The sequence below is a fragment of the Pokkaliibacter plantistimulans genome (genome assembly GCF_003194385.1).
Taxonomy (GTDB): domain Bacteria; phylum Pseudomonadota; class Gammaproteobacteria; order Pseudomonadales; family Balneatricaceae; genus Pokkaliibacter; species Pokkaliibacter plantistimulans.
Window position 1 is genome coordinate 1 of record NZ_LAPT01000099.1, and the last position, 13844, is coordinate 13844.

The window sequence follows — 13844 nt, forward strand, 5'->3', positions numbered from 1 at the left end:
TGCCACACCTGTTCGGCATGCACTGATCGTCTTGTGAACAAGGTGGCAAAGCTGTCATACAAAAAGCAGTGGCTGTCGGACAACAACCACTGCAGCTCTGATCCAATGCCGGATAAACCGGTATACTAGCAGGCTGTTGAAAAACGTTATCGAGGCAGCCGAGACAAGGAAGAAACAGGCGAATAAGTGGAGTTTAGTGAACTAAATGAGCATTTTGAGCCTGTTTTTGACGCGGTATTCGGCAACGCAGATAGATTTTCAACGACCTGTTAGGCAATGTGGAGATAGAAAAGCCCCGGCAGTGCGTGTCACTGCCGGGGCTTTTTAACATCTGTCTGATCAGTGTCTTTCTGATTGGTTTCTGAGCAGATCAGCTAAACCTTTGCACCTATCAGTTCAGGGCCTGAGCCGGACCGAAGAACTCGTAGAACTGACGATCTTCGCTGACACCTGTCTCTTTCAGCAGTTGCCGGGCAACCTTCATGAAGGGGGCGGGGCCAATAAAGTATGCCTGCAGCCCTTCATGGTCTGGCAGCCAGCGTTGCAGCTGTTCCATATAGATACGGCCGGTGTCATCGGCCTGATCTTCCTCTTCGTGTTGCTCCAGCACCCGATAACGCTGCAGCTGTGCAGGGTATTTGCTCTGCAGCTGGTCGAGTTCGTCACGGAAGGCTTCAACGCCACGATGACGGGCATAGTGAATAAACACGACCTCCCGACCGGCAGACAGTGCCTGCTGCAGGATGGGCAGTGTCGGCGTGATACCAACGCCAGCGCTGAGCAGGGCTACCGGGCCAGTGCCGGGCTGCAACACCAGTTCGCCGGTAGGCGGGAACAGGTTGATAGTCTGACCGGGTGACAGCTGATCATGCAGGTAGCGGGATACAGCACCCTCGGCTTCCCGTTTCACGCTGATGCGATAGTAGTGGCTGTTGGACGCCGCGGAGAGGGAGTAGTTGCGGCGCTGCTCGCTGCCATCAACCCATACCTGCAGGCCGATGTACTGGCCGGGCTGGTGGGCAAGGATGGGGTTGCCATCCACCGGTTCAAAGTAGAAGGAGGTGATTTCGTCACTTTCCACCTGCTTGCGTACCAGCCGGAACGCTCGTGCTCCACGCCAGCCACCGTCTGCACTGGCATTGTCAGCGTAGACCTTCTCTTCAGCCCCGATCAGCAGGTCGGCCAGGAACTGGTAGGCTTCCGCCCAGGCATTGATGATGTCATCGGTGGCGGCTTCACCCAGCACGTCCCTGATGGCCTGCAGCAGACAGGTACCGACGATGGGATAGTGCTCCGGCAGGATTTGCAGTGACACATGCTTGCTGACGATCTGCCCCACCAGCGGGCCCAGCGCTTCCAGCCGGTTGATGTGTTTGGCGTAGTTGAGAATCGCTGAGGCCAGGGCGCGTGGCTGGGTACCACTGGCCTGATTGGCCTGATTGAACAGTGGGCGCACCTCGGGGTAGTGGCTCAGCATGTAGTTGTAGAAGTGGCGGGTGAGGGCTTCCCCACCGGCTTCCAGTACAGGTACGGTCTGAGTCACAATGTCACGGGTGGTGGCGGACAGCATGGTTTATGCTCCTTGGTTGAATTCTATATGAGCTATATCAACCTCCGTGCCATTTATTATTTCCAATAAAATCAATAGTTTGTATTTTGCGTGGTCATTATGACTCCCGCTTTTGTGTAGTCATTCTGATACATGAGGTGTTTATGACATCGCTTGCTGACATGGCCGATGTGCTGTCGCTGGTCGCGGATCTGAGCCGTGATCTGCCTGATCAGGAACGCTACCAGCGGGTGCTCGACTGCATTACCCAGCGTTTCCCCTGCCACGCCTGTGCGTTGCTGCGACTGGAGCAGGACACCCTGGTGCCGGTCGCTGTATACGGGCTGAGTGAAGATACGCTGGGGCGGCGTTTCAGTCTGGCCCATCACCCCCGTCTGCAGGCCATCGCTGCACAGCGAGGGCCGCTGCGTTTTGCCGCCGACTGCGAATTGCCTGACCCCTATGACGGTCTGGTCGAGATTCCGCAGGAGAATGCGCAGACTCCGCTGGACGTGCATGACTGTATGGGCTGCGCTCTGTATCTGGATGACCGGTTGTGGGGCGTGCTGACGCTGGATGCGTTGCAGCCGGGCCATTTCGACGGCTTTGACTTGACGGAGCTTGAGATCATGATGCAGCTGGCAGCGGCCAGTGTGGCGGCGGCCGAGCGTATGCATGCCTTGTCACAGCGGGCCGCTCACTCGGAACAGGTCAGTCAGGCCATGCTGCAGTCCCGTGCCGGGCAGGACATGATCGGCAGCAGTGCGGTGATGCGGGCATTGCAGGACGAAATTGCTCTGGTGGCCTCGTCTTCGCTGGCGGTACTGATTCTGGGTGAAACCGGCGTAGGCAAGGAACGGGTCGCCGAGGCACTGCATCGGCAGTCAGATCGCGCCCGTCAGCCGTTGATCAGCCTCAACTGCGCCGCGCTTAACGAGACGCTGGCCGAGAGCGAGTTGTTTGGCCATGCCCGGGGTGCCTTTTCTGGTGCAGTGACCGAGCGGGCTGGCAAGTTCGAGCTGGCCGATGGCGGCACGCTGTTTCTCGATGAGGTCGGGGAATTACCCCTGAGCATTCAGGCCAAGCTGCTGCGGGTATTACAGAGTGGGCAGATTCAGCGACTGGGCAGCGACAAGGATCACCGTGTCGATGTGCGTATCATCGCGGCCACCAATCGTCAGCTGCAGGAGGAGGTGCGGGCCGGACGCTTCCGTGCAGATCTTTATCACCGTCTTAGTGTCTACCCGTTGCAGGTACCCCCGCTGCGCGAGCGGGGGCGGGACGTGTTGCAGCTGGCAGGCTACTTCCTTGAACAGAACCGGATCCGGCTGGGTGTGGCCGCATTGCGCCTCAGCCATGAGGCTCAGCAGGCGCTGCTGGGTTATCGCTGGCCGGGCAATGTGCGCGAGCTGGAGCACGCGCTCAGTCGTGCAGCCCTGAAAGCACTGAGTGTCCATGCCGGGGACTGCCGCACTATTGAAATATGCCGTACCCAGCTGGATCTGGCGGATGCCCCCTTGATGACGGTGAGCAATGACAAGGCTGCGGAGCCTCTGCCGGGCGCGGTATTTGAAGAACCGGGCTGGCAGGGGCTGGATCTGCGTCAGGCGACAGAGCAGTATCAGGCGCAGATGATTCAGGCCATTCTGGTGGAGCAGCAGGGCAACTGGTCTGCTGCCGCTCGGATACTGGGTGTCGACCGGGCCAATTTGCATCGTCTGGCACGGCGTCTGGGGATGAAAGCCTGAAAACGAGTTCATGTTCCGAGATGGTCAGTACGGTCTGACAACTTTCAGCATTGCAGGAGAAGACGCAGTGAATGTGGTGGAGTACCGCTTTTCCCTCAATATTCCTCAGGATGAGCTGATGCGCATGTATCGGGGCCAGGCTCGGTTTCTCAGGGTGCGCACCGACAGTGGCATCGTATTGCAGCTGGGGGTGGATAAGCTGCGGCCGCTGGTGGGGCACAGTGGCATTCAGGGGCGCTTTGTTTTACGCACCGACATGAACAATGGCTTTATCTCTCTGCTGCGTGAGTAAGGCGGCTGAGGCGATACCCAACTTCGTACACAGTGTTTAAAAATGTAAAAAATTTGTTATCATGCGCATCCTTTTGTAATCACATGGGATGTGAATCATGAAGAAAGCATTGATCGTAGTGGCACTGGCCTCTGTCATGGCAGGTTGTGTACAGAACGGTGTCATTACCACTTCTTCCATTGGTGCGGCTGAAACCGCTTACCACGCCGCCACCTTCAGCGATGATGATGCCAAGCGTATGGCAGATCAGGCTGCGGCCTATTATGACAGCCGCAACAAGCTGTCCTCCCCCAACAGCAAATACAGCAAGCGTCTGGCGCGCATCGTCAAAGGGCTGACCAGCGAAGACGGTCTGGCGCTGAATTTCCGCGTCTATGAGACCAAGGAAGTGAACGCCTTTGCGATGGCTAACGGCACCGTGCGTGTCTACAGCGGTCTGCTCGACCGGATGAGTGATGATGAAGTGCGCTCGGTCATCGGTCATGAAATTGGCCACGTTAAGCTGGGCCACAGCAAGAAGGCGACACAGATGGCCATGGCGGCTTCCGCTGCCCGTCAGGGGGCCAGTGCGACAGGCGGTACGGCTGCGCTGCTGAACCAGAGCGAGCTGGCCGACTTCTCTGAAGAGCTGCTGAATGCGCAGTTTTCCCAGAAGCAGGAGTCCGAAGCAGATGGCTACTCGGTTTCCTTCATGAAGCGTCACAAATGGAATGCCAAAGCCAACATCACCGCCATGCAGAAGCTGATGGCACTGGAAAGCGGCAGCCATAGCATGCTGGACTCGCACCCGGCCACTTCTGATCGTATCAAGCACATCCAGTCTCTGCTGTAATGTGTGATGGCCGGAGCCTGATGTGCTCCGGCCTCCGTTTTTGAACTTTCTGTGACTTCCTCATCCCGCCGGTGTCTTGGCAGGCTTCTTGTATATGCAGATGAATCAGGTTCGTAATTGCAGTCGGGCCTTATCCTGCGCCAAATCTGTACCTCTCCTTCCGAAGCAGGCCTGACTTGCGTGAGCAATGCACCATTATTGCTCGACAAAACGTACTGTCTGCCAACGCCATGTGGCCGACGTGTAGCCCATCGTTAACAGATTCTGCGCAATCTGGCGACGGGCAGATGAGGCTGGCTTGCCGCCCTGAGGGTGTGATGTATGGATCCAAATACCAAGATTGATATTGTCTGGATCATCCTGTGTGCCATTCTTGTCAGCACGATGCAGGCAGGTTTCTGTGCGCTGGAAAGTGGTCTGGTACGGGCCAAGAACAGTATCAATGTGGCCATCAAGAATCTGGTCGATTTCTGCATTGCCTCGCTGGTGTTCTGGCTGGTGGGCTATGGCGTGATGTTCGGCCCGTCACTGCTGGGGCTGGCGGGCACCCAAACGGTGCATGAGATCAGCAGTGATGCCTACACCATGGCATTCTTCCTGTTTCAGCTGGTGTTCTGCGGGACCTCCACCACCATTGTGTCGGGGGCGGTCGCTGAGCGCATGAGCTTCACCGGTTACTTCCTCGCAGCACTGGTACTGGCCGGGCTGATCTATCCGGTCACCGGGCATTGGGCCTGGGGTGGCACGGAGCATGCCCCCGGTTGGCTACGCGCTGTCGGCTTTCACGATTTTGCCGGTTCCACGGTAGTGCACAGCGTCGGTGGCTGGATGGCGCTGGCGGCGATCATGATCATTGGGCCACGGGCTGGCCGGTTCGCAGGGAAGGGGATTCAGGGCCACGACATGCCGGTGGCGGTGCTGGGCGTGTTTCTGCTGTGGTTTGGCTGGTTTGGATTCAATGGCGGCAGTGAGTTGGCCTTCAACGAGCGGGTACCGCTGATTCTGGTCAATACCGCCATGGGCGGGGCGGCCGGGGGGCTGGCGGCACTGCTGTTCACCTGGCTGGTATTTCGTCTGCCACAGGTGCCGCTGATCATGAACGGCGTTATTGCCGGGTTGGTGGGCGTGACCGCCGGTTGTGATCATTTCACTCCCTTTGCTTCGGTCATTGCCGGAGCCATCGCCGGCATTCTTGCCTGTCTGACCTCGGTGGCAATGGACCGTACCCATCTGGATGATGCGGTGGGGGCTGTGGCTGCCCATCTTATTCCCGGTATCTGGGGCACGCTGGCGGTGGCTGTGGTGGGTGACCCTGACGGCTGGCCCATGGCCCATGATCGCTGGCAGCAGCTGCTGATCCAGCTGCAAGGGGTGGCGACCATGGGCGCCTATGCCTTCATCGTCAGTTATTCATTGCTGTGGCTGATCAACAAGGTCCATCCGCTGCGGGTCACCGAGCAGCAGGAACGCATGGGGCTGAATATCTCCGAGCACGGTGCCAGCACGTCCACGCAGGACCTGCTGACGCAGATGATTGATCATGAGCGGGGTGGTGACTTCAGTCAGGGAGTGCAGGTAGAGCCTGAAACCGAGGCCGAGCCGATCGCCCGTGAATATAACCGGGTGCTGGCCAAAGTGAATGAGATGACGCAGGACCTCAAGGAGAGCGAGCGCCGGGTCAGTACCATTCTGGAGAGTTCAGCCTTTCCTATCGCCATTCTTGATCTCGATACGCACCAGCTCAATTACCTCAATGGCCGTGCGCTGGAAATGTTTGCCTTATTACCTGGGCAGGCGCTGGATGAAGAACGGTTGTGGGTGGATGAAGGTGAGCGAGCGATGGTGCTGCACACCGCGGCTGCCATGGGTAAGGTGACCGATCTTGAGGTGCAGTTGCGCAATGCCAAGGGGCAGGCGTTTTATGCGCTGCTGTCGGCTTCACGTATGCGACTGGATGAGCATGAGTGCCTGTGTCTGTCATTCAATGACATCACCAGCCGTAAAGCGGTGGAAGCCATGCTCAAACAGCGGGCCACCCATGATTCCCTGACCGGGGCAGCCAATCCGGCCCACTTTGCAGAACTGGCTGATCGGGAAATTCGCCGCTCCCGTCGTTTTGGGCTCGGGTTGTCGGTGCTGATGCTCGATGCCGATCATTTCAAGGCCGTGAACGACACCTATGGTCACGAAGCGGGTGACCGGGTGTTACAGGAGCTGGTGCAGATCATTCGTCTGTGTTTGCGCAGTATTGATGTGGTGGGTCGCATGGGCGGTGAGGAGTTCGCTATTCTGCTGGCGGAGACCGATCACGACGGCGCCCGCTCGGCAGCTGAGCGCATGTGTGAAGCTATTGCCCGTCATCCGGTCGCACTGCCTGATGGTGAAATGCTGCACATCACGGTCAGTATCGGTATGGCGGTACTGCATTCCGGTGATGCCAACTACAAAACCCTGCTACGGCGCGCTGATCAGGCGCTGTACCGCGCCAAAGCTCATGGGCGTAACCGGGTAGAGCAGGAAACGATAACGAGCTGATCCCGTCAGCATCTGTCATGATCAGCTGCTGGCGACCTGATTCCGGCCGCTGGCTTTGGCGGAGTAGAGCGCCTTGTCTGCTCGTTCCAGCACTGAAAAAAGCGTGTCATCCTGACGCAGATCCGTCACACCAATAGACAGGGTGACCGGAATGGCTTCGCGACCGGAGCCAAACCGCTGGCTATGGAGGCTGACCCGAATCTGCTCACAAAGCGCCTGCATGGCGGACAGTGGCAGGTCTGTCAGTAGCACAAATTCCTCACCGCCAAAACGGGCAAACAGACTCTGCTCATCCAGTTGCCTGCTGATGGTCTGTGCGACCTGGCGTAGTACCTGATCGCCGACGGGGTGCCCGTGCTGGTCGTTGATCTGCTTGAACCAGTCCAGATCAAGCAGGGCAAGACAGGCCGCGTCAGGCTCTGACTGCAACTGCTGGAGCCGCTGTCTTAGGTGGTGGTTGGCAAAGCGCCGATTTTTAAGGCCGGTCAGTTCATCTTCATTGGCCTGTCTGGCCAGCTCGTCGATAGTACGCAATAACGCCTGTTTCTCTGCCTCACTTTCCTGCATCCGCAGCCGCTCCAGCTCAGCCTCCAGATGGGCGCGTTCTGCGTTCAGGCGAATCTCGCTCAACTCGGTCATGTCGGTCATGAACTGGGCGCGGGTGTTGGCAATCACTGAGCGTTGTTCACGCTCCAGCTGGTGATAGTACTTGTAGTACTCCAGCGCTTTCAGCGGCTGCTGCATGCTCTCATAAGCTTCAGAAATCTCGCGATAGATATTCAGCAGCACAGGGCGCTCAGCATGTTCTATCAGGGCAGGTAATAACTGCTCGAAATGCGCGACGGCCAGCGCGGTGTCGCCACTGTAGAGGTGAGCACGTGCCTGAATGACTTCGGCATCATGTACCAGTGCCTGATAACCGTGTTGTGCGGCCAGCGCCGTCGACTGATCGAGCAGCATTCTGGCGTGGGTCAGATCACCATTGAATACCCCCAGCATGGCATAGTTGGCCAGTGAGATGGCCTGCCGGTACGGGTGATTGGCTTCCTGTGCCAGCTGCAGGGCACGTCGGGCGTGTACCAGTCCCTGATTGACCACATCGGTGAACAGTTCACTGTCTTGTTGGTGTTCATTCCAGAGATAACGGGCGTGGGTGGCACTGGTGCTGGCGAGATTGTTGAGGATGCAGAAGCGCTCCTCGGCGCCGAGTCGCTCTGACAGGCTGAGCGCACGTAGCAGGAAGGCGATGGATTTATCGAAGTTGCCGAGCTGTTCATGGACGATGCCGATGCGGTTCTGCGCCCAGAACAGCAGGTAGGGGTCATCCAGACGGCGAGCTATTTCCATACTCTGGGCCAGCCCCTGCATGGCCTCTTCGTACAGGCCCAGCTCCATGTAGGCAAAGGCCTGCTGGGTCAGGGTTTCTGCCAGCCGGTCTTCGACGTGGCAATGGCTCCACAGCGTGATTGCCTGACTGAAGGAGGTCACAGCGGTCTGATATTGCCCCAGCCGGATCAGCTGTGCGGCCAGCAGTTGGCGTGCCTGTGCCTCCAGCAGTGGCAGGTTGAGCGCTTTGGCCTGTTCTGCCACCTGCCCGGCCAGTGTGCTGCCCTGTCGATAGTTACCGCTTAAACGTAGTTGCTCCGCCTGATCAAGCAGCTGTCGCAGTTGCTGCTCCTGTTGGCTGGCGCTGTGTCTGGTCATCTGAATGAGCTTCCGCCGATGGATATTCTTCAACAGCCTGCTAAAGGTTTAGCACATTTCAGCTGAAATGCTGTAGCAACAGCGGCGGGATAAATGAGAGAAACCGGTCAGCCCAGTGGGCTGGCCGGTGTGGACGGGGACGGGCTGTCAGAATGGATAGTGATTGTCGGCTGTCTGTATGGTCATCCAGCGCAGGTCGGTGAATTCCGCGATCCCTGCCTTGCCACCAAATCGCCCCCAGCCGCTGTCTTTCACTCCGCCGAAAGGCATCTGCGCCTCGTCATGCACAGTGGCTGAGTTGATATGGCAAATGCCGGAGTCGATACGACGAGCCACATTCATTGCCCGGCTGATGTCTTTGCTGAAGACGGCGGCAGACAGGCCGTAGTCGCTGTCATTGGCAATGGTGATCGCTTCCTCGTCACTGTTCACGCGAATGATGCTGAGCACGGGGCCAAAAGACTCATCACGGTACAGGCTCATGCTGGGGACGATGTGGTCCACCACCGTGGGCTGCATGATGGCGCCGTCAACCTGACCTCCGGCAACCAGCACTGCGCCTTTGGCAACGGACTCCTCCACCATGGATTTGACTCGTGCAGCTGCATCGGCGCCGATCATCGAACCCAGCGGTACATTCTCGGTACGCGGGTTGCCTGCTTTCAGCCCCAGAGCCTTGAGTTTGAGTTTTTCGACAAATTCGTCGGCGACGGCGTTGTCGACAATCAGACGCTCGGTTGACATGCAGATCTGGCCCTGGTTCATGAATGCGCCAAAGGCGGCCGCATTGACGGCCGCATCGATGTCTGCGTCATCCAGCACCAGCAACGGTGCCTTGCCACCCAACTCCAGTACGCAGCGCTTCAGCTTGCTGGCACACAGCTCGGCAATGATACGGCCCACGCGGGTCGAGCCAGTGAAGTTGACATGGCGGACACAGGGCTCGTTGATCAGCGCTTCCACCACCGTAGCGGCTTCTTCCGGGGCATTGGTGATCACGTTCAGTGCCCCTTTGGGTAAGCCTGCCTCCTGCAGCACATCAGCAATCAGTACATGGGTTTTAGGACACAGTTCTGACGCTTTGAACACCACGGTATTGCCACAAGCCAGTGGTGTCGCCAGGGCACGCACTCCCAGAATGACCGGCGCATTCCAGGGGGCAATGCCGACGCAGACGCCCAGTGCCTGGCGTATGGCCATGGCAAAGCTGCCGGGCTTGTCGGAGGGTATAACCTCGCCTGTCATTTGCGTGGTCAGGGCTGCCGCCTCGCGCATATGGCCCGCAGCCAGATGACAGTTGAAACCTGCCCAGATCGCTGAGGCGCCGGTTTCGGCCTGCATGGCTTCAATAAAGTCAGGTGTGCGGGCTTCGAGCAGATCGGCGGCTTTCAGCAGAATGCGCCGGCGCTCGTTCGGAGCGGTTGCAGACCAGCCGGGGAACGCGGCGGCGGCGGCGCGGGCAGCCGCTACGGCGTCAGCGGGCGCGGCGGCGGCGGCGCGGGTAGCGGTCTGGTTGAGAATGGGGTCGATACGATCATAGGTTCTGCCTTGTTGCGCTTCGCAGAATTCGCCATTGATCAGCAGTTGGGTCGTCAACATTCGGGAGTCTCCTGTGTCGCACAAGCCAGAACGGGCTTTGCGGACTGTTATTGTTGTCAGAGGCTTGCTACGGGATCGTGATCAGGTTCACCGATGGTGAACATGATTCTGTCGTTCAAAAGCAAGAACCGTCATCAAATCACAGCCGGGGACAGGTGCGAAATGTCATTATTCGAGGCTTTTTTGCCAAAATCCGGTGGTAGGTGCGAGGGTATCAGGGCCAGTGTGAGAAATCGCTGGCGCTGGTTGTCCCCGCTGTTTTACGTGGCTTGAGCAGCTGGGCCCGGTACTGGCTGGGGGACTGGCCTTGCAGTCGTTTGAAGAAATGGCTGAACTGGGCGCTGTCGCGAAAGCCAAGATAACTGGCAATCTGCTCGATGCTCAGTACTGAGCGCTGCAGACTCAGGCGGGCATCCTCCAGCACCCGATTATGCAGCAGTTGCAGGGGTGACAGGCCCAGTTCACGTTTGCAGCAGGCATAGAGCCGGTCCTGACTGAGGCCCATCATTTGCGCGTAACGGGCGACGGGCCAGCGTTCGCGATAGTGGATTTCGATCAGATAACGCAGGCGCTGGATCAGCCCGGTGCTGTCTTTCTGGCTGCCTTCGGCCACCGCCTCGCTGCCGCTCAGGCGCCACAGGTAAGTCAGCACTATGGTCAGCTGGGCATGAAGCACTACCGTTGAACCTGCGCTCAGTGTGCGGCTTTCTTCCACCATGGCCTGACAGCTTTGCTGCAGGTGCCTGGCAAGTGGCTGCTGCTCATCCACCGTCAGGCTGACGGCCTCCCGGGTCAGATAACGCAGTGCGCTGAGTTCGGTATGGTGCTGCAGGCATTGCCACAGCGCGGCATCACTGCAACCCAGCAGATACCCTGCTGATCCGGCATGCAGTTTCAGGCTGAAGTTGAGGCTGTGGGGCAACCAGATCAGTGCGGGGCCGTGGAACGGATCTGCGGCTATCTCGGCACTGCCAGCGCTGAGCAGTAATAGCTGATGGTCACTGCGCAGGGTCCATTGCCGGTGCTGATGGCTGCTGTACAACGGATCGGCATGCACGTCCTGACGGGGGCTGGTGAGGCAGGAGGAAGGGGCAGACGACTCTGGCACGGCAAACAATCCTTGGCAGGGGTTGCCGCGAGTCTAACCTGCAATGATGCTGGCGTCAGTCATGCAGCGATATGGGCGGCGACTGGCGATGCAGACTTCGGCCTGTGCCGAAGCCTGTCCACCCCACGAACAACCCGTATCAGATAATCAGTGGTGCTCAGGGACCGGGCTACATTTCAGGCCCTGCAAATCTTTGATCATCTCGCTGAATGCATGGTTGCCATATTGGTAGGGATCGTTGTCCAGTCGGCGATAGAGTGCCCGTTGCTGTTTGATCAGATCAATCTGACGCTCAATAGCGATATCAAACTCTTCCTTCGGATTTATTTGCCACAGGGCTTTTTCGATAAAGCGCATGGCTTCCACCATTGCCTGTCCCCCGTTGTGGCCCTCGTGCCAGGAATGCGGATCTTCCTTGCGCTGCTGTGCTTCATCGCGCAGACGGTGGAAGATGGAGTCGCGTACGCTGTTCAACCATTCGAATTCTTTTGTGTTCATGATCGTCGGCTTCTTGCACTGTATTTGAGCAGGATGGATGCCCCACACACCGATATACGTCCTCAGTTCGGCTTTGATGGGGTGGAAAGTAACGCTGAACTGCCTGTAAGCGCTACTAAAGTCTAATATGCAAGTGGCGCACCAGTTTTCAAAGAGCTATGAACAAAAGGTTACGAACATGGATAAAAACGGGGAATTGGCTTCGGCATGTAAGTAACGCAAATCGCACTACCCCGTAGGCGGCAACGGGTTTTAGGGCCATACTGAGCCTCGTCGCTGAATCCCTTTTCCTTTTCTCCCCCTTAGCTGATGCAGGTGCCCGTGATGACGCTGATGGATGCCGTATTGTTCTTTCCTGTTGCGATTTTGATTGCACTGACCCCCGGGCCGAACAATTTTTGTGCTCTGAATAATGGCATTCGACAGGGCGTCATCACCGCTGTGACGGCAACGACGGGGCGTGCGGTGGCCTACACCATCTTCCTCACCGTATCTGCCATTGGTCTGGGAGCCATGCTGCTGGCATCGGAAACTGCGTTTACGCTGTTGAAATGGGCAGGGGCGGCTTATCTGTTCTATCTCGGTATTAAGACCTGGCGTAGCACGGAGTTCAGCGGACTGGCTGAGGAGGGCAATGGCGCTGCCCGTAAGCGCAGTGTATGGCGGCTGATGCTGCAGGAGTTTCTGGTGGGGATCAGCAACCCTAAAGCCATCCTGCTGTTCGCGGCGATTTTTCCGCAGTTTATTGATGCAGCGAAACCCGCAACAGAACAGTTTGTCTGGCTGGGAGCGACCTATCTGCTGGCCGAGTATTCGGCGTCGGTCGTGTATGCACTGTTTGGCCGCCAAATCAGCCGTTTTGTCAAAACCTCCCGTGGCGTGGCCCGCCTCAATAAGACCACAGGAGGCTTTTTTATCGGTGCAGGTGGAATGCTGATGACCGCACATGCCTGATCAGCCCGGTTGTTTGCACAAGGCGCTCATTAAGGGCGCCTTTTCTTTTCTGGCTCCCCGATACCTGCCTGCAGCAGCCGAATGCAGCCTATTACAACTCTTGGCGATAGGTTACAGCGCCTTGGGCCGGCGTAAGGGCTGACGCACAATGCCAGCAATTCAAAAGCGAACGTATAAGGAAGGCTATGGCTAAGGAGCCCGGGGTGGCAATGCCCCTGCACGGTAGCGGCTGGGTAAGGAACGCGGTGTCTGCGGCAGTATTGCTGCTGGGGTTTGCCAGCTGGACTCTGCTGGTGCTGCACGAGGCGGGGATGGCCAGAGCCAATGCCTGGATAGCGGAGCAGTTTGCCGCCATGCACTCTCCACTGGCGGATCACCTGTTTATCGTTATCACCACGCTGGGGGACCCGCTGTGCATTGGTATTCTGCTGGGGTTACTGGGATTGCTGTTACTCAGGGAGCGACGCTGGCCAACCTTGTTCTGGGCGGGAGCGCTGGCGATAGGGACGACGCTGCTGACGATTCAGATCAAGAGTGCACTGGCTGTCAGTCGCCCCTCCGGTGAGTGGCTGCCGGACTCCTATTCCTACCCCAGCGGGCATATGAGTGGCGCCGTCATCATGGCAATACTGCTGGCGACGGCCTTGTCTGCTCATGGTTCCCTATGGATGCGCCGGAGTGTGCGGCTGGCATTCGCGCTCTACGCCGTGATGGTGGGCGCCAGCCGACTGTATTTTGCTGTGCACTGGTTCAGCGACATTGTGGGGGCGATGTTGCTGGTCACGGGGTTATGGCAGTCTGCACTGGGCATCATGCGGTGGCTGGAAGTACGTCAGGGCCGGGCACTGCTGATCTGGCCTGCCGGGATGGGGCACACTTTGCCGTGGGGAATGGCGCTTCTGGCCGGGGTTTACCTAGTCTGGCGCCTGCCGGTCAACATACATAACTATCTGGGCGGTTGACCCTGATTTGCCAGACCGGCCCGTGTTCGTCTACCTTGCGGCGATAGATCAAACATAGATAGA

At 58.0% G+C, this 13844-nt stretch carries 11 protein-coding genes; 6 read left to right on the forward strand and 5 right to left on the reverse strand.

Annotated features, from left to right (window positions below; genetic code table 11):
- Positions 1-391: 391 nt before the first annotated feature.
- On the reverse strand, positions 392-1570 hold the full coding sequence (hmpA, locus tag WH50_RS19360) for an NO-inducible flavohemoprotein (protein WP_110188937.1): 1179 nt from the start codon (positions 1568-1570) through the stop codon (positions 392-394).
- 143 nt (positions 1571-1713) lie between these two features.
- On the opposite strand from hmpA, the gene norR reads away from it, so the two are divergent.
- The 4 genes from norR to amt all read left to right on the forward strand — a co-directional run bounded on the left by norR (position 1714) and on the right by amt (position 6956).
- Positions 1714-3297: a nitric oxide reductase transcriptional regulator NorR gene (gene norR / locus WH50_RS19365; protein WP_110188938.1), complete on the forward strand. Its 1584-nt coding sequence runs from the start codon at positions 1714-1716 to the stop codon at positions 3295-3297.
- A 10-nt stretch (positions 3298-3307) separates the two neighbouring features.
- Entirely contained in the window at positions 3308-3589 is a 282-nt protein-coding gene (locus WH50_RS19370) for a DUF2835 family protein (RefSeq protein WP_110188939.1), read from the forward strand.
- A 97-nt stretch (positions 3590-3686) separates the two neighbouring features.
- Positions 3687-4421: a M48 family metallopeptidase gene (locus WH50_RS19375; RefSeq protein WP_110188940.1), complete on the forward strand. Its 735-nt coding sequence runs from the start codon at positions 3687-3689 to the stop codon at positions 4419-4421.
- A 321-nt stretch (positions 4422-4742) separates the two neighbouring features.
- A complete protein-coding gene (gene amt / locus WH50_RS19380) occupies positions 4743-6956 on the forward strand; it encodes an ammonium transporter (RefSeq protein ID WP_110188941.1) in 2214 nt (737 codons plus the stop codon).
- Positions 6957-6977: 21 nt separating this feature from the next.
- Here amt and WH50_RS19385 read toward each other — a convergent pair whose 3' ends face one another.
- The 4 genes from WH50_RS19385 to WH50_RS19400 form a co-directional block, all read right to left on the reverse strand.
- On the reverse strand, positions 6978-8660 hold the full coding sequence (locus WH50_RS19385; RefSeq protein WP_110188942.1) for a GGDEF domain-containing protein: 1683 nt from the start codon (positions 8658-8660) through the stop codon (positions 6978-6980).
- 147 nt (positions 8661-8807) lie between these two features.
- Positions 8808-10259 (reverse strand): aldehyde dehydrogenase, encoded by a 1452-nt coding sequence (locus WH50_RS19390; protein ID WP_110188943.1) that lies wholly within the window; start codon positions 10257-10259, stop codon positions 8808-8810.
- 214 nt (positions 10260-10473) lie between these two features.
- Complete coding sequence (locus WH50_RS19395) at positions 10474-11367, reverse strand: helix-turn-helix transcriptional regulator (protein ID WP_133251375.1); 894 nt, start codon at positions 11365-11367, stop codon at positions 10474-10476.
- A gap of 147 nt (positions 11368-11514) precedes the next feature.
- On the reverse strand, positions 11515-11865 hold the full coding sequence (locus tag WH50_RS19400) for a hypothetical protein (protein WP_110188945.1): 351 nt from the start codon (positions 11863-11865) through the stop codon (positions 11515-11517).
- Between the two features lie 324 nt (positions 11866-12189).
- Between WH50_RS19400 and WH50_RS19405 the strand changes: the two genes are divergently transcribed.
- On the forward strand, positions 12190-12819 hold the full coding sequence (locus tag WH50_RS19405) for a LysE family translocator (RefSeq protein WP_207780398.1): 630 nt from the start codon (positions 12190-12192) through the stop codon (positions 12817-12819).
- A 185-nt stretch (positions 12820-13004) separates the two neighbouring features.
- The gene (locus WH50_RS19410) at positions 13005-13781 is read left to right on the forward strand and encodes a phosphatase PAP2 family protein (RefSeq protein WP_110188946.1); all 777 of its coding nucleotides are present in this window, start codon (positions 13005-13007) and stop codon (positions 13779-13781) included.
- Positions 13782-13844: the final 63 nt, after the last annotated feature.

Coding starts and splice junctions, on each gene's coding strand:
- WH50_RS19370 (WP_110188939.1), top strand. CDS start 3,308: ATGTTCCGAGATGGTCAGTACGGTCTGACAACTTTCAGCATTGCAGGA.
- WH50_RS19410 (WP_110188946.1), top strand. CDS start 13,005: ATGGCTAAGGAGCCCGGGGTGGCAATGCCCCTGCACGGTAGCGGCTGG.
- WH50_RS19390 (WP_110188943.1), bottom strand. CDS start 10,259: ATGTTGACGACCCAACTGCTGATCAATGGCGAATTCTGCGAAGCGCAA.
- WH50_RS19400 (WP_110188945.1), bottom strand. CDS start 11,865: ATGAACACAAAAGAATTCGAATGGTTGAACAGCGTACGCGACTCCATC.
- norR (WP_110188938.1), top strand. CDS start 1,714: ATGACATCGCTTGCTGACATGGCCGATGTGCTGTCGCTGGTCGCGGAT.
- amt (WP_110188941.1), top strand. CDS start 4,743: ATGGATCCAAATACCAAGATTGATATTGTCTGGATCATCCTGTGTGCC.
- WH50_RS19385 (WP_110188942.1), bottom strand. CDS start 8,660: ATGACCAGACACAGCGCCAGCCAACAGGAGCAGCAACTGCGACAGCTG.
- WH50_RS19375 (WP_110188940.1), top strand. CDS start 3,687: ATGAAGAAAGCATTGATCGTAGTGGCACTGGCCTCTGTCATGGCAGGT.
- hmpA (WP_110188937.1), bottom strand. CDS start 1,570: ATGCTGTCCGCCACCACCCGTGACATTGTGACTCAGACCGTACCTGTA.
- WH50_RS19405 (WP_207780398.1), top strand. CDS start 12,190: ATGACGCTGATGGATGCCGTATTGTTCTTTCCTGTTGCGATTTTGATT.